This window comes from Salinibacterium sp. dk2585 (genome assembly GCF_008001035.1).
GTDB lineage: Bacteria > Actinomycetota > Actinomycetes > Actinomycetales > Microbacteriaceae > Homoserinimonas.
Genome location: NZ_CP042856.1, coordinates 1,501,554 through 1,521,757 on the forward strand (window position 1 = coordinate 1,501,554; position 20,204 = coordinate 1,521,757).

The 20,204-nt window shown below is 67.0% G+C and carries 19 protein-coding genes and 2 tRNA genes; 11 read left to right on the top strand and 10 right to left on the bottom strand.

The features are described from left to right. The first annotated feature begins 19 nt into the window (after nucleotides 1-19). Together FVA74_RS07015 and FVA74_RS07020 are read left to right on the top strand one after the other, a co-directional pair. The gene (locus FVA74_RS07015) at nucleotides 20-469 is read left to right on the top strand and encodes a hypothetical protein (protein WP_147721354.1); all 450 of its coding nucleotides are present in this window, start codon (nucleotides 20-22) and stop codon (nucleotides 467-469) included. Between the two features lie 323 nt (nucleotides 470-792). Continuing rightward, nucleotides 793-984 (top strand): hypothetical protein, encoded by a 192-nt coding sequence (locus FVA74_RS07020; protein WP_147721355.1) that lies wholly within the window; start codon nucleotides 793-795, stop codon nucleotides 982-984. Between the two features lie 60 nt (nucleotides 985-1,044). Here FVA74_RS07020 and FVA74_RS07025 read toward each other — a convergent pair. Beyond that, a tRNA-Val gene (locus FVA74_RS07025) sits at nucleotides 1,045-1,117 on the bottom strand. A 52-nt stretch (nucleotides 1,118-1,169) separates the two neighbouring features. Next, nucleotides 1,170-1,631 carry a peroxiredoxin gene (locus tag FVA74_RS07030; RefSeq protein WP_147721356.1) on the bottom strand — a complete coding sequence of 154 codons (462 nt, stop codon included), beginning with the start codon at nucleotides 1,629-1,631 and terminating at the stop codon, nucleotides 1,170-1,172. Between the two features lie 186 nt (nucleotides 1,632-1,817). Here FVA74_RS07030 and aceE point away from each other — a divergent pair, with 186 nt between their 5' ends. The 7 genes from aceE (at nucleotide 1,818) to FVA74_RS07065 (ending at nucleotide 10,628) form a co-directional block, all read left to right on the top strand. After that, nucleotides 1,818-4,544 carry a pyruvate dehydrogenase (acetyl-transferring), homodimeric type gene (gene aceE / locus FVA74_RS07035; RefSeq protein WP_147721357.1) on the top strand — a complete coding sequence of 909 codons (2,727 nt, stop codon included), beginning with the start codon at nucleotides 1,818-1,820 and terminating at the stop codon, nucleotides 4,542-4,544. A 15-nt stretch (nucleotides 4,545-4,559) separates the two neighbouring features. After that, entirely contained in the window at nucleotides 4,560-5,768 is a 1,209-nt protein-coding gene (locus FVA74_RS07040) for a CdaR family transcriptional regulator (RefSeq protein ID WP_147721358.1), read from the top strand. A gap of 89 nt (nucleotides 5,769-5,857) precedes the next feature. Further along, nucleotides 5,858-6,775 (top strand): ACP S-malonyltransferase, encoded by a 918-nt coding sequence (locus tag FVA74_RS07045; protein WP_147721359.1) that lies wholly within the window; start codon nucleotides 5,858-5,860, stop codon nucleotides 6,773-6,775. Beyond that, nucleotides 6,772-7,776, top strand: a complete 1,005-nt coding sequence (locus tag FVA74_RS07050) for a beta-ketoacyl-ACP synthase III (RefSeq protein ID WP_147721360.1) — start codon at nucleotides 6,772-6,774, stop codon at nucleotides 7,774-7,776. The genes FVA74_RS07045 and FVA74_RS07050 overlap by 4 nt, the downstream gene beginning before the upstream one ends. A 40-nt stretch (nucleotides 7,777-7,816) precedes the next feature. Then, a complete protein-coding gene (locus FVA74_RS07055; protein ID WP_147721361.1) occupies nucleotides 7,817-8,065 on the top strand; it encodes an acyl carrier protein in 249 nt (82 codons plus the stop codon). Nucleotides 8,066-8,193: 128 nt separating this feature from the next. Further along, nucleotides 8,194-9,429, top strand: a complete 1,236-nt coding sequence (locus FVA74_RS07060) for a beta-ketoacyl synthase (protein ID WP_147721362.1) — start codon at nucleotides 8,194-8,196, stop codon at nucleotides 9,427-9,429. A gap of 11 nt (nucleotides 9,430-9,440) precedes the next feature. After that, entirely contained in the window at nucleotides 9,441-10,628 is a 1,188-nt protein-coding gene (locus FVA74_RS07065) for a glycosyltransferase family 4 protein (RefSeq protein WP_147721363.1), read from the top strand. A 30-nt stretch (nucleotides 10,629-10,658) separates the two neighbouring features. On the opposite strand, the gene FVA74_RS07070 is transcribed toward FVA74_RS07065, so the two are convergent. The 5 genes from FVA74_RS07070 to FVA74_RS07090 form a co-directional block, all read right to left on the bottom strand. Then, the gene (locus FVA74_RS07070) at nucleotides 10,659-11,162 is read right to left on the bottom strand and encodes a DUF3145 domain-containing protein (RefSeq protein WP_147721364.1); all 504 of its coding nucleotides are present in this window, start codon (nucleotides 11,160-11,162) and stop codon (nucleotides 10,659-10,661) included. A 186-nt stretch (nucleotides 11,163-11,348) separates the two neighbouring features. Continuing rightward, entirely contained in the window at nucleotides 11,349-12,998 is a 1,650-nt protein-coding gene (locus FVA74_RS07075; protein ID WP_147721365.1) for a bifunctional 3'-5' exonuclease/DNA polymerase, read from the bottom strand. 56 nt (nucleotides 12,999-13,054) lie between these two features. After that, nucleotides 13,055-13,873, bottom strand: a complete 819-nt coding sequence (locus FVA74_RS07080; RefSeq protein WP_147721366.1) for a DUF1684 domain-containing protein — start codon at nucleotides 13,871-13,873, stop codon at nucleotides 13,055-13,057. 148 nt (nucleotides 13,874-14,021) lie between these two features. After that, the gene (locus tag FVA74_RS07085; protein ID WP_147721367.1) at nucleotides 14,022-14,225 is read right to left on the bottom strand and encodes a cold-shock protein; all 204 of its coding nucleotides are present in this window, start codon (nucleotides 14,223-14,225) and stop codon (nucleotides 14,022-14,024) included. Between the two features lie 248 nt (nucleotides 14,226-14,473). Next, nucleotides 14,474-15,682: an MFS transporter gene (locus tag FVA74_RS07090; RefSeq protein WP_147723108.1), complete on the bottom strand. Its 1,209-nt coding sequence runs from the start codon at nucleotides 15,680-15,682 to the stop codon at nucleotides 14,474-14,476. A gap of 67 nt (nucleotides 15,683-15,749) precedes the next feature. Here FVA74_RS07090 and FVA74_RS07095 point away from each other — a divergent pair, with 67 nt between their 5' ends. Continuing rightward, nucleotides 15,750-16,781 carry an alpha/beta hydrolase gene (locus FVA74_RS07095; RefSeq protein ID WP_147721368.1) on the top strand — a complete coding sequence of 344 codons (1,032 nt, stop codon included), beginning with the start codon at nucleotides 15,750-15,752 and terminating at the stop codon, nucleotides 16,779-16,781. Nucleotides 16,782-17,198: 417 nt separating this feature from the next. Here the strand turns inward: FVA74_RS07095 and FVA74_RS07105 are convergent. The 3 genes from FVA74_RS07105 to FVA74_RS07115 all read right to left on the bottom strand — a co-directional run bounded on the left by FVA74_RS07105 (nucleotide 17,199) and on the right by FVA74_RS07115 (nucleotide 19,590). Beyond that, nucleotides 17,199-17,272: transfer RNA gene (locus FVA74_RS07105), tRNA-Ile, on the bottom strand. A 16-nt stretch (nucleotides 17,273-17,288) separates the two neighbouring features. Further along, a complete protein-coding gene (locus FVA74_RS07110) occupies nucleotides 17,289-18,533 on the bottom strand; it encodes a glycosyltransferase (RefSeq protein WP_240792154.1) in 1,245 nt (414 codons plus the stop codon). A 103-nt stretch (nucleotides 18,534-18,636) separates the two neighbouring features. Next, nucleotides 18,637-19,590: a multidrug DMT transporter permease gene (locus FVA74_RS07115; RefSeq protein WP_147721370.1), complete on the bottom strand. Its 954-nt coding sequence runs from the start codon at nucleotides 19,588-19,590 to the stop codon at nucleotides 18,637-18,639. A 40-nt stretch (nucleotides 19,591-19,630) separates the two neighbouring features. Here FVA74_RS07115 and def point away from each other — a divergent pair, with 40 nt between their 5' ends. Continuing rightward, nucleotides 19,631-20,197, top strand: a complete 567-nt coding sequence (def, locus tag FVA74_RS07120; RefSeq protein WP_147721371.1) for a peptide deformylase — start codon at nucleotides 19,631-19,633, stop codon at nucleotides 20,195-20,197. Nucleotides 20,198-20,204: the final 7 nt, after the last annotated feature.

Here is a 20,204-nt window from a genome sequence, read left to right on the forward strand (position 1 = left end):
GCAGGTCAGGCAGCTGGCGATGGGCACCTACGTTCCACCGGCACGAGGGAAGCCCACACTCGGTGAGCTGGCGGAGCAGTGTACGGAGGCGAGGGCGAACACTGTCGCCGCCTCCACTTTGCGCGAGGAGGGCTACTCGCTGGCCTACCTGCCGCCGACTCTTCGCGATCGCCCGATCGCGGCGCTCCGCCCCGCTCACTTCGACGCCCTCTACGCGACCTTGCTCGGCACGTTGGCGCGCTCAACGGTGTCGCGCTTCCGCAACACCTTGCCGAGCATGTTCGGCTGGGCCGTGTGGGAGGGGAGGCTCAGCACGAATCCCGTGTTGGCGTCACGCGTCCCCCGCGGCAACGCGGCGGGAACCCGGCGGGAGGTCTACCCCTTCGCCATTCAGGAGCTGCGAGCAGTGCACGGTGCGGTTGAGGCGCACCGCCCGGATCTTGCCGATGTAGTACTCCCCCTTGGCTGACCGGGATCCGGTGGGGAGAGCTCCGAGGGTTGCGGGTGCGCGACGTCCAGCGCGTGCCCTACCCGGCCGTCGCGGGTATCCCGATCGTGGCCCGACGGCGAGCCGGTCCGGAACGTGACCAAAGGCGGCGGCGCCCGGACAGTGCCGTTGGCAGCCGAGCTGCTTCCGTTGATCGAACAGCGGTCGGCGGGCAAGGCTCCGGAGGACGTCCTGTTCTCCACGCCGGCTGGGACGCCGTACTCCGGCCCCAACTTCAAGCGCGACACCCGCTGGGCCGACGTCGCGTTCGGCCGACGCATTCATGATCTAAGCCACACCCCGCGATGCTCTGTCTCGGCACAGGAATCGACCGCAAGACCACCCAGGCGTGGCTGGGGCACTCCTCCGCCACGCTCACCGCTGACCTCTACGCCCACTGGATGGGCACCGATGCCGACGCCGCGGCTCTCGCGCGGTGGAACGCAACACTGAGCACGGACCCCACCTTCACGGCACAGTCACGAGGGCTAACCTGAGAGTCGCCCAATGAGGAAGCCCCGGTCCGCAAGACGATGCTGACCGGGGCTTTTCCCTTGTGGGCCCTGCCGGGATCGAACCGACGACATCCACGGTGTAAACGTGGCGCTCTACCAGCTGAGCTAAAGGCCCTCGTTCCCCTGGGGGACGCGCTCCATAGTACAGGGGCTGTCGCCCTTGCGGCTCAGCTGATGGCAGCGATGGCCTCGCGATAGGCGGCGAGGTCGCGCGCCTCGCCCGGAGCGTTGACGAACTTGGCAGCGATCACGCCATCACGGCCGATCACGACGGTCGCCCGCGTGGCGATGCCTCGCTCCTCGAGGAACACGCCGTACTTCTTGGCAACCTCCCCGTGCGGCCAGAAATCGCCGAGAAGAGTGAAGCTGTAGCCCTCCCGCTCCGCGAACTCGCGAAGTGTCGCCTTGTTATTGACGGAGATGGCGACGAGTTCGACGCCCGCGTCGTCGAACATGGCCAGGTTGTCACGCAGCTCGCAGAGCTCGCCCGTGCAGATACCGGTGAACGCGAGGGGGAAGAAGACGAGCGCGACGGGCTTCGACTCGAGCAGTCGACTGAGTTCGATCGTCTGTCCGAACTGGTCCTCAAGGGAGAATTCGGGGGCCTTCTCGCCGATCTCTGCAGTCATCGATGCCATCCTTGCTTTAGTGCTGATTGGTGGGCGGATGCTCGAAACAGTATCGATCGCTGTTGGAATCATCCAAACCGGCGGCCAGGTCTGTAACTAGGATGGTGAAGCCCGCCCAACGTCGAGTCGCGACCCGGCCGCACGATGCGCGGGACCAGAGTCCGCAGAGTTAAGTGAGGCAAGACCGTGACTATTCACGACCAGGACCCGTACTCGGTGAATCACATCGACGCGGACCCCGAAGAGACAGCAGAGTGGCAGGAATCCCTGGACGGGATCGTCGCCGGACAGGGTCGCGGTCGCGGCCGCGAGATCATGCTGAGCCTGCTCAAGCGCTCGAAGGAACTGCAGCTCGGGGTGCCAATGGTGCCCACGACGGACTACATCAACACGATTGCCGCCGAGAACGAGCCCGAGTTCCCCGGCGATGAGGATATCGAGCGCCGCTACCGCGCGTGGATCCGCTGGAACGCGGCCATCACCGTGCACCGCGCCCAGCGCCCCGACATTTCGGTCGGCGGGCACATCTCGACCTACGCATCCTCGGCATCCCTCTATGAGGTCGGCCACAACCACTTCTTCCGTGGGCAGGACCACGCCGGTGGTGGTGACCAGATCTTCTACCAGGGTCACGCCTCCCCCGGCATGTATGCCCGCTCCTTCCTCGAGGGGCGCCTCGGAGAAGAACAGCTCGACAGCTTCCGGCAGGAGAAGTCCCGCGCGCCCTACGGGCTCTCGTCCTACCCGCACCCGCGCCTCATGCCGAACTACTGGCAGTTCCCCACCGTCTCGATGGGGCTCGGCCCGATCAACGCGATCTACCAGGCGCAGACGAACCGTTACCTGACCAACCGCGGCATCAAGGACCTCTCCGACTCGCAGGTCTGGGCCTTCCTGGGCGACGGCGAGATGGACGAGGTCGAGTCACGCGGCGCGCTGCAACTCGCGGCGAACGACGGCCTCGACAACCTCAACTTCGTCATCAACTGCAATCTCCAGCGCCTGGACGGGCCGGTGCGCGGCAACGGCAAGATCATCCAGGAGCTTGAGAGCTTCTTCCGCGGCGCTGGCTGGAACGTCATCAAGGTCGTGTGGGGCCGCGAATGGGACGACCTCCTCGCGCGCGACCACGACGGCGCGCTCGTCAACCTCATGAACGTGACGCCAGATGGCGACTACCAGACCTACAAGGCGGAGGACGGCGCCTACGTGCGCGAACACTTCTTCGGCCGCGACCCGCGCACCCTCGAACTCGTCAAGGACTACACAGACGAGCAGGTCTGGGGGCTCAAGCGTGGCGGCCACGACTACCGCAAGGTCTATGCGGCCTTCAAGGCGGCATCCGAGCACAAGGGGCAGCCGACCGTCATCCTCGCCCACACCATCAAGGGCTACGGCCTCGGCAAGTCTTTCGAGGGTCGCAACGCGACGCACCAGATGAAGAAGCTGACGCTGTCCGACCTCAAGCAGTTCCGCGACGAGATGCGCATTCCGATCTCAGACGCCCAGCTTGAGGAAGACCCGTACCGTCCGCCGTTCTACCACCCTGGAGAGCGCGACGAGGCGATCGAGTACATGCACGAGCGCCGGCGCGCGCTCGGCGGCTACCTGCCGGAGCGTCGTTCGCGCTACACGCAGGTGTCGGTTCCGGATGCCTCGACCTACGACATCGTGCGCAAGGGGTCCGGCAAGCAGGAGGTCGCCACGACCATGGCGTTCGCGCGCCTGCTGAAGGACCTGCTCCGCTCGAAGGACTTCGGCGCTCGGATCGTGCCGATCATCCCCGATGAGGCGCGCACCTTCGGAATGGACGCCTACTTCCCGACGGCAAAGATCTACAACCCCAACGGGATGCACTACACCTCGGTCGACCGGGAACTGCTCCTCGCTTACAAGGAGAGCGTGCAGGGCCAGATCCTCCACACCGGCATCAATGAGGCGGGTGCCTTCGCCGCCTTCACCGGCGTCGGAACCTCCTACGCGACGCACGGCGAGCCGCTCATCCCGGTCTACGTCTTCTACTCGATGTTCGGGTTCCAGCGCACGGGCGACGCGATGTGGGCAGCCGGCGACCAGATGGCGCGCGGCTTCATCATCGGCGCGACAGCGGGCCGCACGACACTGACGGGAGAGGGCCTCCAGCACGCTGACGGCCACTCGCCCCTGCTCGCATCGACGAACCCGGCTGTCATCACCTATGACCCCGCGTGGGGCTACGAGTTGGGGCACATCGTCAAGGCCGGCATCGAGCGCATGTACGGGGGCGAGCACCCGGACCCCAACGTCATGTACTACCTCACCGTGTACAACGAGCCGCTCCCACAGCCCGCCGAGCCCGAGAACCTCGACGTCGACGGCCTGCTGAAGGGTATCTACCGCCTTAAAGCGAGCGAGGCATCCGGACCCAAGGCACAGCTGCTCGCCTCGGGCGTCGCGGTGCCGTGGGCACTCGAAGCGCAGGAGCTCCTCGCGAACGACTGGGGCGTCTCCGCCGATGTGTGGTCGATCACTTCGTGGACTGAGCTCCGGCGGGAGGGACTCGAGGCCGACGAGCACAACTTCATGAACCCGGGCGGCGAGCAGCGGGTCCCCTACGTCACGCAGAAGCTGCAGGACAGCGAGGGGCCATTCATCGCCGCGACCGACTTCATGCACGCCGTTCCCGACCAGATCCGCCAGTTTGTGCCGGGCGACTACGCGACGCTCGGCGCCGACGGCTTCGGGTTCTCCGACACGCGTGCCGCGGCGCGTCGCTACTTCAAGATCGACGGACCGTCGATCGTCGTGCGCACGCTGCAGTCGCTCGCGGCTCGCGGTGCCGTAGATGCCTCGCTGCCGGCGCAAGCGATCGAGCGCTACAAGCTGCACGACGTCACGGCGGGCACGACCGGTAACGCCGGCGGAGAGAGCTAGGTGATCTGGTAACCGATGGCCGCACCCCGCACAAAGGCGCAGACGCTCGCCTGGCTCAAGACCATGTCGGGCGAACTCGCCACCGCGACGCTCAAGCGACTCGAAGACACCCTCCCCTGGTACGGAGACATGCCCCCCGGGCGCCGCTCCGCTGTGGGGATGGTCGCGCAGAACGGCATCACGTCGTTCATCCACTGGTACGACGACCCCACGTCGACGCCCTGGATCGCGGCAGACGTCTTCGGTGCCGCTCCTCGGGAGCTGCTGCGCTCGGTCAGCCTCACGCAGACCCTGCAGCTCATCAAGGTCACCGTCGAGGTCGTCGAGGAGCGCATCAAGGGGCGGGATGAATCACTCGCCGAGGCGATCCTCCTCTACTCGCGCGAGATCGCCTTCGCCGCCGCGGATGTCTATGCCAGGGCCGCCGAGGCTCGAGGCCTGTGGGACGCACGCCTCGAGGCACTCGTTGTCGACTCGATCCTCAGTGGCGAGTATGACGACGAGCTGCCCAGCCGCATCGCGGCACTCGGATGGCACGGTCACGGCGAGGTGTCGGTGCTGGTGGGCACCGCCCCCAAGATGCTCGACGTCGACATGCTGCGTCGCACGGCGCGGCACCTCGACGCCGACGTGCTCATCGGTGTGCAGGGTAGCCGGCTCGTGCTCGTCATCGGCCGTGCGACTCCCTCCTCCGAAGAGCCGGAGGAAGCAGCATCCGAAACCCGCATCTCGTTCCTCGACATCGCTCGTGCCCTCGAGCCAGGCTTCGGCGAGGGATACCTCATCCTCGGCCACGAGGTGCCGTCGCTCGTCGAGGCGTCGCGGAGTGCGAAGGCGGCGCTCGCCGGTTTCGCGGTCGCACGCTCGTGGCGGAACGCCCCGCGTCCCGCCCTCGCCGATGACCTGCTGCCCGAGCGCGCCCTCGCGGGTGACCCTCTCGCGAGGTCGACCCTGATCAACCGCATCTACAAGCCGCTGCAGGCCCACTCGACCGAGCTGCTCGGCACTCTGTGGTGCTACCTCGACAACGGGCGTTCGCTCGAGGCAACCGCACGCGAGCTCTTCGTGCACCCGAACACCGTGCGATACCGGCTGAAGCGCGTCTCCGAGGTGATCGGATGGGATGCCACGGGTGCGCGCGAGTCCCTCATCCTGCAGGCGGCGCTCATCGTCGGATCCATCGCCGAGACCGAGCACCTTCCGCGTCGGCGCCCGCACCACTGACACGAGGACTGACGACACCCCCAAGGGTTTCGCGAAATCTTCGTCGGCTTCCCCACAGCAATCTCGACACGGACAGGGAGACTAGAGAAGTGATCGTCATCATCTGCCCAGGACAGGGCTCCCAGACACCCGAGTTCCTTGCCCCGTGGCTCGCTGAACCCGCGATGGCGTCGCGCCTCGACGAGCTCTCCGAGGCCGCAGGCATGGACCTCGCCGCGCACGGCACGGTCTCAGACGCCGACACGATTCGCGACACGGCCGTCGCCCAGCCCCTCATCGTCGCGGCCGGCATCCTGACCCTCGAGGCACTGCTCGACGGGCGGCGCGACCGCGTGGGCGGCATTGCGGGCCACTCTGTCGGCGAGTTCACCGCCGCTGCCGGCGCCGGCGTGCTCAGCAGCACGGATGCCGTCCGCCTCGTCGCCGCGCGCGGCGCAGCCATGGCTGAGGCCGCCGCCGTCGCCCCCACCGGCATGAGCGCGGTCATCGGGGCCGACCAGGACGAACTGCTCGCACGCCTCGACGAGCTCGGGCTCGAGCCCGCCAACTTCAACGGGGGCGGCCAGATCGTCGTTGCCGGGGAACTCGACGCGCTCGAGCGGCTGAAGAGCGAACCTCCCGCTGGCGCGCGCGTCATTCCCCTCCAGGTGGCCGGAGCGTTCCACACGCGTCACATGGCACCCGCCGTGGACCGTCTCCGCGATGCCGCCGGCAGCGTCACCGCCAGCGACCCCTCGCTTGCGCTCTGGACCAACCGTGATGGCTCCCAAGTGAGCGACGGCGCCACATTCGTGGACCTCCTCGTCGGGCAGGTCTCCTCGCCCGTGCGCTGGGACCTCACGATGGAGTCATTCGCAGCAGACGGCGTCACGGGGCTCATCGAGGTGGCCCCCGCCGGCGCCCTCGTCGGGCTCGCCAAGCGCGCGCTCCGCGGCGTGCCGGCCGTCGCCATCAAGACCCCAGACGACCTCGCAGCCGCACACGACCTCATCGATGGGAAGTCATGACCGCCCCCACACTGACCCAGTCCACCGGCGCGCAGTACACGCGCATCTACAGCTACGGCGCCGCCCGCGGCGACCTGGTCGTTCCGAACCAGGAACTCGTGGGGCCGATCGACTCGAGCGATGAGTGGATCCAGCAGCGCACCGGCATCATCACGCGCACCCGCGCATCCGTCGGCATCCTTGCCGTCGACATGGCGACGGATGCCGCGCGTGAGGCGATCGAGAAGTCGGGCGTTGCCCCGGAGCAGATCGACCTCGTCATCGTCGCGACGGTCAGCAACGTGCAGCAGACGCCGTCAATCGCCGCGGTCGTTGCGGACAGGGTGGGTGCGAACCCCGCCGCCGCCTACGACGCCAATGCCGCCTGCGCCGGGTTCAGCTACGCCGTTACACAGGCGGATGCCCTCATCCGCAGCGGCGCCGCCCACTATGCCCTCGTGATCGGTGCCGAGAAGCTCTCGGATGTTGTCGACCCCACCGACCGTTCCATCTCCTTCCTGCTGGGTGATGGAGCGGGCGCCGTCGTGATCGGGCCGAGTGAGTTCCCCGGCATCGCCGCGCCCGTGTGGGGCTCAGACGGCTCCAAGGCCGCCGCGGTGGGCATGAACGCAACGCTCGTCGACTACCGCGATGGCGACGCCGCCTGGCCGACCCTGCGACAGGAGGGCCAGACGGTGTTCCGCTGGGCCGTCTGGGACATGGCGAAGGTCGCGAAGCGCGCGATCGAGGCCGCCGGCATCACTCCGGATGACCTCTCGGCCTTCATCCCCCATCAGGCAAACATGCGAATCATCGACGAGTTCGCGAAGCAGCTGAAGCTCCCCGAGACCGTCGTTATCGCTCGCGACATCGCGACGACCGGCAATACCTCTGCCGCCTCGATTCCGCTCGCGACCCACCGCCTATTGGAGGAGCACCCCGAACTGAGCGGCGGACTCGCCCTGCAGATCGGCTTCGGCGCTGGGCTCGTCTTCGGCGCCCAGGTCATCGTTCTGCCCTAAACTTGCCCACGGTCATACGACACCCCCAAGGAGAAAACACATGGCACTGTCAACCGAAGAAGTTCTTGCCGGCCTCGCCGAGCTGATCAATGACGAGACCGGAATCGCAACCGACACGGTTGAGCTCGACAAGTCGTTCACCGACGACCTCGACATCGACTCCATCTCGATGATGACCATCGTCGTCAACGCAGAAGAGAAGTTCGACGTGAAGATCCCGGACGACGAGGTCAAGAACCTGAAGACGGTCGGCGACGCCGTCACCTTCATCGTCGCCGCTCAGGGCTAGAACAGCCACACGCTGCTCACTGTGCGGGGTCGATCCGGAACCTCGGGTCGACCCCGCTGAAGTGCTCGCACCGCAGCCATCGATCGCGCAGGGTGCGCGGTCACCTGTTTTCGACAGAGAGATTCGCTATGACCAAGAAGATCGTTGTCACCGGCCTCGGCACCACCTCGCCCCTCGGCGGGAACGTGGCCGACACCTGGCGGGCACTCCTCGCTGGTGAGTCCGGCGTCCGCCCCCTCGAGCAGGAGTGGGTCGCGAAGTATGAACTCCCCGTGACCTTCGCGGGACAGGCGAAGGTGCCTGCCGCTGAAGTGCTCGAACGCGTCGAGACCAAGCGCCTCGACCCCAGCAGCCAGTTCGCGCTCATTGCCGCACGCGAGGCGTGGGCCGACGCGGGCGCTCCCGAGATCGATCCCGAGCGCATCCTCGTCGACTTCGCCACCGGCATCGGTGGTGTGTGGACACTGCTCGACGCTTGGGACACGCTTCGTGAGAAGGGCCCGCGTCGCGTGCTCCCCATGACCGTGCCGATGCTCATGCCCAACAGCGCAGCAGCAGCCATCAGCATGGACCTCTCCGCGCGCGGCGGCGCCCGCACCGTCGTCTCGGCGTGCGCATCCGGCACCGAGTCGATCGTGAACGCCTATGAGCACCTGCAGCTCGGTATCGCCGACATCGTCATCGCGGGTGGCACGGAGGCAGCGACGCATCCGCTGCCCATCGCCGCATTCGCATCCATGCAGGCCCTCTCAAAGCGCAATGACGACCCACAGGCGGCCTCGCGCCCCTACGACGTGGCACGCGATGGTTTCGTGCTCGGCGAGGGCGCCGGCGCGATCGTGCTGGAGACCGAGGAGCACGCGCTGGCACGCGGTGCCCGCATCTACGCGGAACTCGCGGGCGGTGCGGTCACGAGCGACTCCCACCACATCACGGCGCCTGACCCCATGGGTTCCGGCGCGGCCCGAGCCGTGGCCACCGCACTCGAGCAGGCTGGCGCGACCCCCGACGACGTCGACCACATCAACGCGCATGCAACGAGCACGCCGGTCGGCGACGTCGCCGAGTACAACGCGCTGCTGCGCATCTTCGGCGACCGCACCGGGAGTATCCCGGTCTCGGCCACGAAGGCATCGACGGGCCACCTGCTCGGCGGCACTGGGGCTCTCGAGGCGATCTTCACGATCCTTGCGATCCACGAGCGCACGGCGCCCCCGACCATCAATCTCACGGAGCAGGACCCCGAGATTCCGCTCGACGTCGTGACCTCGCCCCGTGACCTGGGTGAGGGACCGCTGCTCGCGATCAGCAACTCCTTCGGCTTCGGCGGGCACAACGCCGTCGCCGCGTTCCGCAGCGCCTAGGCATCCGCGGGATGCGCATCGCGATCGTTAGCGACTACCTCCTCGACTATGTCGGCGGCGCCCAGACGTCGATGCTGCAACAGCGCAAGGCACTGCAGGACGCGGGGCACGAGGTGCTCCTCGTCTCAGCCAAGCGGATGCGAGGGGCACGCCTCCAGGCAGACGGTGACGAGTTGCATGTGCGCCCGGATTTCGTGCTGCCTGCGCTGCTGCTGCCCGTTGTGCCGAACACTGCGCGCCTGCGGTCGATGCTGCGGCAGGTGTTCGAGCGCCAGCGCGTCGAGGTCGTTCACGTGCAGACGGAGTTCGCGCTCGCGCACGCTGCGGCGGACGTCGCACGCGAGATGGGCATCCCCCTCGTGCACACCGTGCACACCTTCTACTGGGCGAGCGAGGGTCGCTGGCACGTGCCACTCGCGCCCCTCGTGCGCACGCTGCTCGAACGCTTCACCGGCACGCGTATCCCCCGGCTTTCCCTCAGCCAGCGAGGCGGCTTCGACGACCTGCTGCGCAACCTGACACTCGCGGTGGCGCTGCGAGCCGACACCGTCGTGTCGCCCTCGGCGCACCAGGCGCGCGACCTACAGGATGCCGGCGTGGAGGCACCCGTCGAGGTGGTGCCGAACCCCATCGCGACCTCCGGTCGCCTTTCTGTGCCGCTGTCAGAGGAGGCGGCAGCGCATCCGTCGTTCCTTTGGGTGGCTCGCTGCGAGGCCGTCAAACGGCCCCTTGTCTTCGCGGAGGCGGCAGTCGCCGCCCTGCAGGCCACCCCGGGGGCATTCTCGGTCGACTTCGTCGGTGACGGCAGCGAACTCGCGGCGTTGCGCAGGGTGGTCGCCGACCGCCCCGAGATCCGGGTGCACGGCAACCTGCCACACGAGCGCGTGCTCCAGATGATGGACGAGTCGGCCATGGTGGTGCTCACCTCGCTCGGCTTCGACAACCAGCCAATGACCATCGCCGAGGCCGTGAGTCGGCAGCGCGGCGTGTTGTACTGCGACCCGAAGCTCCGAGAGGGGCTTGAGAGCTCCGGCTATCTCTCGGAGACTCCGGATGCCGAGGGGCTTGCGACCGCCCTCACCGCCCTGTCGCGCGACCCTCAGCGCGTGCTTGAGCTCTCGCGCGGTGCTGTGCGGGACCGGGAGCTCTTCGACCCGGCCCACTACGTGGAGCGTATGCTCGCGATCTACGCCGCCTGAGCTGTTCGGAGAGGGGCTCAGCCAATTCGCTCAGCCGACTTTGTGCAGCCACACGACCTGGTTGGAGTCGCTCGCGTGGCGGAAGGCCTCGAGTTCGTCGTCCCACGCCTGGCCGAGCGCGAGTCGCAGTTCGCGGTGCAGCTCGAAGGCGTCGGAGCCAGCGACCTCCATCGCGTAGCGGATGCGGTCCTCGGGGATGACGACATTGCCAGCCGTATCGGTCTGGGCGAAGAAGATCCCGAGGTCGGGAGTGTGTAGCCACCGTCCGCCGTCGCTGCCGGGAGTCGGATCCTCGGTGACCTCGTAGCGGAGGTGTTCCCACCCGCGAAGGGCGGATGCGAGCGCAGCGCCTGTGCCCTGCTCGCCCTCCCAGTAGAACTCGGTGCGGAGCGCGCCTTTCAGCACGGGCTGTTCGGCCCAGTCAAAGCTGACGGCGCGATCAAGAGCGCGACCTGCGGCCCATTCGATATGCGGGGCAAGCGCGCGAGGAGCGGAGTGCACAAAAAGCACCCCGCGTGCAGTTGCTGCAGCCACAATCTCTCCATTCCCTTTGGTGCGACTTCCCCATCGACCACTGGAATGCAGGCTGCGTGCAGCGAGAATCTTCAGTTATGGCGCGAACGCCTCCTAGAAGTATGCCGGAACATGGGGACTAATGACAAGCCTGTCATTCGCTATCCGAAATCGACTCGCGGACGCTTGCCCGCTCTCGCCGCCGGTTCACTTCGCCTCGGCGTAGCTCTTCACGATCGCAACCGAGAGGGGGAAGCGAATGGGTAACTCCCCGAAGAGCAGCCTGCCTGCCTCAGATGCCGCCTCCGCTACGGCCCGAGACACCTCATCGGCCAGTGCATCCGGGGCGTCAATGACGAGCTCGTCGTGGAGGAAGAACACGAGGCGGGGACCATTGGCCGAGGCATCGAGCGCGTGGAGGCGCTGTCGCAGCGCCGCCATCCAGCACAACGCCCATTCCGCGGCCGTGCCCTGCACGACGAAGTTGCGAGTGAATCGACCCCAGGAGCGCGCGGCCGAGCGGGCTCGCTCCTGCACAGCGCCTGCCACACCCTCAGCACTCGCGAGCGACTGCAGCTCGCGCCACTCTTCACCGGGCAGCGGTGAACCGCGCCCCAGCAGCGTCGAGACTCGCTCTCCCCGTTCCCCCGCGCGTGCCGCCGCCTCGACGAGCGCGATCGCCCGGGGATAGGCGCGGGCGAGCGAGGGCATGAGCCTCCCGCTCTCGCCCTGTGTCGCGCCATACATCGCGCCAAGCATGGCCAGCTTCGCCTGTTGCCTCGTCGCGACGGCGCCTCGCTCGACGATGCCCGCGTAGAGATCGCCTTGCGCGCCGGCCTCGACCATGCCGCGATCCCTCGCCATGGCAGCGAGGATGCGCGGTTCGAGTTGAGCGGCATCCGCCACAACCAAGACGCGCCCGTGGTCGGACAGAACAGCACCCCGCACCTGCTTCGGCAGTTGCAGGGCTCCCCCGCCGCCGCGGCTGGCCCAGCGCCCCGTCACGACGCCGCCGGGCACATAGTCCGGGTGAAACCGACCCTCGCGCACGTTACTGTCGAGCCAGTGCCATCCGTTCGCGCTGTGAAGCCTCGCGAGCGACTTGTACTGGAGCAGAAAAGGCACGACCGGATGCTCGACGCGCTGCAACTCCCACTTGCTGGTGGACTCGACCTGCAGCCCGGCACGTCGCAGCGCCTTCAGCACGGCCGCCGCGGAGTCCGGGTTCAGATCGGGCGCACCAAGGGCGGCACGGATGTCGCGGGCAAGCGCCTCCATGCGCGCCGGCCGCTCGCCGGTCCTGGGCCGCGGGCCGAGTTCGCGCACCAGCAGCTCCTCGTGCACGTCAGCGCGCCACGGCAGCCCGACGTGCCGAATCTCCGCCGCAACGAGAGCACCGGCCGATTCGGCGGAAAGCAGAAGGCCGAGCGCCTTGGGCGTGGCTCGACGCTGGCGCGAGAACTCCTCCACGGGATCGACGCCGGGAAGGCCGTGGACGGGCTCCAATTCGAACAGCGCATCGGCGGCACGCTGTGTCGGCCCGTCGCCGGGCGGCTCGTCAAGCGGGTCGTGCGGGGCGGTCGCGACATCCGTTGTCTCCGTGTGTGGCGAACTGCGGAGGATGGCGCGGCTCAGGCGCAGGTCGACGCAGCGCTCCACGCGCACACCCGCGTCGAGCAACGACGGATACCAGCGGTCGGTGTCGTCCCAGACCCACCGCGGTCGATCATGCTTTCGCCGCGCCACCTCGGACGCGAAGGCACTCGTGGGCACGTCGCTCGACTCTCGCGGCGTGCCCGCGTCGTCCACCGTCGTGAGCCGCACTCCCGAAGGGATGGAACTCGCGACGATGTGCACCAGCCAAGTCTGGCGTATGCCACCGACAGCCGCCCCCGCGCTACGCGCGGACCTCCCTAGTGGAGGAGCGAGCCGTCCTTCGCGAGGACATTCTTCTCGCCCGCCTCGATCGGCACAGCGAAACGGTTCTGCTTCGGCGGCATGGGGCAGTTGAAGGCGTAGGAGAAGGCGCAGGGGGGAAGCACGGCGAGGTTGAAGTCGAGCGTGATCGTGCCATCGGGGTTGGGCGCCACGAAGAGGAATCGTCCGACACTGTAGGTGCTCTCACCGTTCGTGGCGTCGGCGAAGACGAGTTGGAGCGCACGCCCCGACTTGAATGCGGCCAGGTTGTACTCCGTGCCGTCCTTCTCGAAGGAGATCTCGCCCGGGATCACCATCTCGCGCGTCTTGCCGTCATCCTTGAGGTGTTCGAAGCCGAGGGTCGTGCCCTCCGGGTTCTCGCGGAAGGTGCCCGTGATGACCCAGTCGGGGTTGTACGGGAAGGCATCGATCGTGCCGAAGTTCTGGATCGCCGCGGAGTTGGCGTCCCACACGCGCAGCGCATAGCCACCGTCCACCGCGATCACGAAGCCGCTCACCGTGTCGCTGAAGCTGATCGAGGACGGCGAGTCAGAGTCCTTGCCGCGCACGGTGACCGAGCCGTCGACAAGATCACCATCGACGAGGATGCCATCGGCAGCGGTGGCCGTGAGCTGCACGCCCGATCCACCCTCATCGAGCGGTGCCCAAGTACCGGGTACACCCCAAACGGTCTGTGCGGAGTCGATGAGCTGCGTCGTCGTGAGCGCCAGGCTGCCCTGGGGCGTGATGACCGATTCATCGCGACGGCGACGGAACGTGGCAAGACGGGCTTCGGGTGTCATGGTGTCGGTCATAGGTCCATCCTCTCGGCTGACACAGGATGCAACGCGGACGTGGGCCGCGTGTTCCATCGGGACACAAAAAAGTCGGCCCCCGCCGAGTGGCGGGGGCCGACAAAGTCTCACGTGATGCGTCGCACGATGGCGATGCGATCAGTCAAACTCAGAGGGGGCGGATGTTCTCCGCCTGCGGGCCCTTGGGGCCCTGGGCGAGGTCGAACTCGACCCGCTGGTTCTCGTCGAGCGAGCGGTAGCCGCTCGTCGAGATCGCCGAGTAGTGTGCGAACACATCGGGGCTGCCGTCTTCGGGGGCGATGAAGCCGAATCCCTTTTCAGCGTTAAACCACTTAACGGTTCCTGTTGCCATTTTTTCTTCTCCTTCAGGAGCTCTTCGCGTGACTCCGACCTCCGGAGTCACTCGTCGCGGTGATCATCGTCCGCTCCCGAAAGAAACCCGTGCCGGCCTGTGAGGGCCAGAACGGTCAATCAAGATCTGCGAGGTACTGCAACTGCTATCTCCGACCCTAGTGCACAGCGCTCGGAACGCAATAGGTATTCGCATGCATTGACCTCAGGTTCACAGGCTCGACCTTCCGCGTGCAGCCCGGGGAGAGGTCAGGGAGAGGCGCTCGCTGTGCGCTCATGCCGCGGCATCCGCAGTCCGAACAGCGAGGCCCCAAGCAACAGCACCGCCGCAGATGCGAAGGCCGCCGGGTAGGACACCGCGTCGAGCAGCGCCCCGGCGACGAGGGGGCCGACGATCGCACCGGCATCCGAGAATGCGGAGAAGACGGCGACCGGGCGAGCATTGCGCGGGCCGGCCGCGTCACCGAGCGCGGCGGCTGGCGCGGTGCCCATGAAGGCGGCGACCACACCGTAGGCACACAGGAGCACGATCAGCAGCGGCAGGCTTCGCACGAACGGGATCGCCATCATGAGCACGGCAGCCGCTGCGAAGGCACCGATGATCGCCGGGCGACGACCCACCCTGTCGACAAAGCGCCCAGCTGGCCCGAGGGCAATCGCCTGCACGACGGCCGCGATCGCGAAGGCAACGCCCGTCCACACGGCGGTCTCGTGGAGCAGCTCCACGACGAGGACCGGGATGAGGGCGCTGCGGACGCCCATCGATCCCCACCCCTGCGCGAAGTTCGCGAGGCACGCCGCGATGAAACGAGAATCCCGCACGACCTGACGCATTGGGATGCGCGCGGCAGCATCAGCGGATGGCCTGGCATCCACTCGACTCAGCAGGAGCAAGCCAACAAGGCCGGCGATCACGAGCGTTGCCGAGTAGAAGAAGAACGGCGCGCGCAGGGAGATGACCGCGAGGATGCCGCCGATGCCGGGACCCGCCATGCCACCGATGAGGAAGCCCGACTGGTAGAAGCCGACAGCGCGTCCGCGCCGTTCAGGGGCAGTCGTAGCGAGCAGCAGGGTCATCGCCGAGACGGAGAACATCGCCGAGCCAATGCCGCCGGCCCCCCTCAGCAGGAGTACCTGCGGGTAGTTCGCCGCGAGGCCCACCAGGCCGCTGGAGATTGCGACGATACCGATGCCGATTGCGAGGATGGTGCGCTCGCCGCCGCGGTCGACGAGGCGGCCCACGAAAGGAGTCGCGATGAGTCGCATGAGCGCGAACGCCGACACGACCGCACCGACCTCGAGGAACCCGACGTCAAAACTCCGCACATACACGGGGAGCACGGGGATCACGACGCCGAAACCGAGCATCACGAAGAATGCAATGACGCCCAGAATGATCACGTCGCGTTCGAGTCGCTCGCCCTTCGGCGGAAAGAACCGGGAGAGAAGGGCGTTCATCACGCATCAAGCCTAGGACGGGAGCCTGCGGGCACGGCACGGGGTGTGCGCTCGATATCCTCTCGACATGCCTTCGAAGCGCCGCTTGCGTCTGTCCCCCGTTCGCACCGGCGGGATCGTCGCCGGCGCGGTGCTGCTCGCGGTGCTGCTCGTCACGGCCGCCACACCGTGGCCTTCGGCGATGCTGATTAGGTGGGTCTTCGGCATGGGCGCCGAACGCAATGTCGACATCATGCAGCAGTTCGCGCCGACCGAGGTCAGCTCTGAGATCGACGTGCAGCCCGCGGTACACGACGAGGCCCTCGCATTCGACCTGTTCCTGCCTGACGACGGCTCTGATGCGCTGCTGCCGACTGTCGTCTGGGTCCACGGCGGCGCCTGGATCTCAGGATCGAAATCGGATGTCGCGCCATACCTCCAGATTCTCGCGTCGGAAGGCTATGCGGCCGTGGGCCTGGCCTACGAGTACGGTCCTGAGGTCACCTACAGCGCAGCGGTGCACCAGCTGAATGCCGCGTTGGCAGAACTCGTGGAGCGGTCGGATGAGCTCCGCATCGACCCGGATCGGATCGTGCTCGCGGGCGACTCCGCGGGGGCACAGCTGGCAAGCCAACTCGCCACACTCACGGTCAACGACTCCTATGCGAACCTGCTCGGACTTGCTCCGGCGCTCAAGGCCGGACAACTCGTTGGCGTCGTGCTCAACTGCGGCGTCTACGACCTCCGCGCGATGGCCGAGCTGAGCGGCATCACTGCCTGGGGCTTCAAGACCGCGCTCTGGGCTTACACGGGCACCCGCGACTGGTCATCGACGTCTGCGGGAGCGACGATGTCCACCGTCAACTTCGTCACAGAGGACTTCCCCGCCACGTTCATCACGGGTGGCAACGGCGACGGCCTCACGTGGCTCCAATCCGTGCCGATGCATCACGCCCTGCAGGACAAGGATGTCGACGTCACCGCCCTCTTCTGGGCCGCCGAGCACGAGCCCGCACTCCCCCACGAGTACCAATTCCAGCTCGACCGCCCAGAGGCGCAGGAGGCGCTGGCGCAGACTCTCGGCTTCCTGGAACGGGTGACGGAAGCCCCAAGCCGCTAGGGCGGCGAAGTCTGTTGGGCGCAGCCCCGTCCGCCGCCTGAGCGCGGGCGCGAAGAGAACGTTCGACACCGCCGTGTTTGCATACGGCCCGGCGCTGAGCCATGCTCGTGGTCATGTCGGGTGAACCTAGTGGCTTTGAGTTCGATGTCCGCGGCGACCGCGTCGAGATTCGGCACAGCGGTCGTCTCGCTGCGACGTTGCGCAAAGCCGCCGTCACAAAGTTCCTGAGCGACATTGAGCGGGCCGACCCCCAGCAGGTGATGGCGCGCGTTACGGGAAACTACAAGCGCGGCAACGAACGTGCGCACACTCGCCGACCATAAGCGCAACCCTCAGGGTAACGACCATGCGAGGGAGTCCGAACCGGACGCCGCGCCACGTGTCTCCCTCCGAGCGTGACCGAGTATGACGCGATAGTAGGGCGGACGGGACTTGAACCCGTGACCGACGGATTATGAGTCCGCTGCTCTAACCAGCTGAGCTACCGCCCCGTGGCCACCCGCGGAGTCAGGGAGCTGGCTCACCAAGAGTGACATCGGTCGCCGGATCTGCGACCGCTTCCCCACGATACAGGCTCTCGAAGGTGCTCAGCGTGCGCTCGATGTCGTGTGCCTCGATCAGCTTGAGGCTCGCCCGCTTGAGTTGCAGCGCCTCGTCCCAGGGCATCCGGAGCACGCGCGTCAGCTTGTCTGCCAGGCCATCGGAATCACCGGGCTCGAAGAGGAAGCCGTTCTCGCCATCGTGCACGAGATGCGGCAGCGCCATCGCGTCGGCGGCCACGACCGGCAGTCCCGAAGCCATGGCCTCCATCGTGGCAATGCTCTGCAGCTCTGCAATGGAGGGCATCGCGAAGACCGAGGCGCGCGTGAGCACGGAACGGAGCTCCTCGTCACTCACATACCCGGTGAAATTGACGTTCGAACGGATGCCGAGCGAGACAGCGAGCTGCTTGAGCGCCGCGAGCTGGTCACCGCCGCCCACGATGTCGACCTTGACGTCGAGCGCGGGGTCGAGCTTCGCGACCGCGCGCAGGAGGACGTCGATGTGCTTCTCCCCCGTCACACGCCCAACGAAGACGATGCGGTGTTCCTTCGGCTGCTCGAAACTCGGCGTGTACAGGCTCGCGTCGATACCGCAGGAGATCGCGTGCACGCCCTTGACGGTGGTCTCGTCCTCGAGGAACGCCGCAGCCTTCTTGGTGGGCGTCGTGACCGCCGCGCACAGCGCGAAGGTGCGCGACGCATCCGCCCACACCGCCCGAATGACGGGCTTCTGCAGGAACTTCGGCAGCAGTGCGTGCTCGATCATGTTCTCGGGCATGAAGTGGTTGGTGCCAATGACACGGATGCCTCGCTTGCTCGCCTGCCTCGCGAGGCCGCGGCCCACGACGATGTGGGACTGGATGTGCACGACATCGGGCTTGACCTCGTCGAGGATGCGAGCCGCATGGGCCTGGGACCGCCACGGCAGCACGAACCGCAGCCAGTCATGCGGATACCAGCGCCACGAATAGACGCGGTGGACGGTGAACTTGGCACCGTCATGTTCCTCGGTGAATCGACCGTGGCGCCGACTGAATGCGGGCGCCTCCACGACGACGTCATGTCCTCGTTGAGTGAGGCCGGCGGCGAGCCGTGAAGCGAAATTCGCAGCGCCGTTCACATCGGGGGGAAAGGTGTCGCACCCGATCAGCACGCGCAGCGGCGACGGCTGCGAGGTCGTCGAGTCGGGAGCAGCTCGGTGTTCTTGCACGCGGATGGGTTCCTTTTTGTGGTGTACCGCCTGGCGGCAGGGTGCGGCCCGGGTGGGGCGGAAAGCTCGCACTAACCTACCGCAGGCGTGGCTGATCCCCTGGTCAGGCGCGCGACTGTGGATGATGCTGCGCGAGCATGAAGACTCCACGCACGGCAAGGGCACCCGCCACAAGGAAGACGAGGAGCACCGACCAGTGGGCGTCGCTCGCCTCGCCCAACACCGTGATGCCGATCGTCACGGCAATGATGGGGTCCACGACCGTAAGACCGGCGATCACGAGGTCAGGAGGACCAGAGGCATAGGCGTTCTGCACGAAGTAGCCCCCGAGCACCGTGCCGATCAGGAGCGCGATGAGCGCGGCGAAGGTGAGCCACTCGAAGTCGCCCGTCTTCATGCGGTCGATGACAACCTTGGCGAGCGTCGCAACGAAGCCATAGAGGATGCCGGCGCCGAGGATGTACATGAGCGCCTTGAGCCGACTTCGGTACACGACGAACAGCACGGCGAACGCGATCGCGACGACGGCGAGGATGCCGAGGATCACCAGCACCTGTGTATTGCTCACGGGATGGGAACGCGTCGTGAACGCGGCGACGCCGACGAAGAGTGCGACGCCGACGACGCAGAACGCGATCGCCCGGATGCTGACGCCATCCAGCTTCACCCTGGACACGCGAGCGTTGAGCACGGCGGTGATGACGAGCGCGACGGCGCCGAGCGGCTGTACGAGCGTGATCGGTGCGAGATAGAGGCTCGTCAGCTGCAGCACGACCGCGAGCCCGAGCATCGCGGTACCGATGAGCCACGAGGGGCGCGCCGCAAGATGAGCGAGCTGTCGCAGGCTGAGTCCGGCCGTCTTTGCGCCCGGCTGGAGGGCCTCGACGCCTGCCGACTGCTCTTCGGCCTGCGCACGAGCCTCAACCTGGGCAACACCGCGGTGCTGTAGCTGTGCGCCCACGGCGAGGAAGACTGCGCCAAGCAGCGCCACGGGGATTCCGAGGTACTGCAACGGAGTCAGTGACTCCACCGCGAGAGAGGTCAGGTCTGGCAGCACGTGACGACACTACCGGGTGACGCCGGGATATTCTTGCCGAATGGCCGTGCTACCGATCGTCATCACAGGTGACCCTGTGCTCCATACTCCCGCGGGGCCTGTCAAGGACTTCAACGACGAGCTCCGCAGCCTCGTCGATGACATGTTCGAGACGATGGATGCCGCGCCCGGCGTCGGCCTCGCCGCACCACAGGTCGGTGTGCCGCTCCGCGTCTTCGTCTATGGCTGGGTCGACGATGACGACGTGGAGTATCGCGGTGTCGCGATCAACCCGGAGTTGTGGCTCAGCCCGCTCTCTACCGCGCCACTGCACGACATGGCGGAGGCGGAGGGCTGCCTCTCGGTGCCCGGGGAACGCTACCCCCTCCGTCGCGCACACCGCATCATCCTCCGCGCACTCGACCTCGACGGCCAGCCCTACGAGATCACCGCCGATGGTTGGCTCGCGCGGATCTTCCAGCACGAATATGACCACCTCGACGGCGTGCTCTATGTCGATCGGCTGGACCATGCCAACGGAAAGGCAGCGGCGAAAGCCGTCAAGCGTGCGGGCTGGGGCACGCCAGGCCTGACCTGGATGCCAGGCGTCGACGACCTCGAGGGCTAAACCCCCG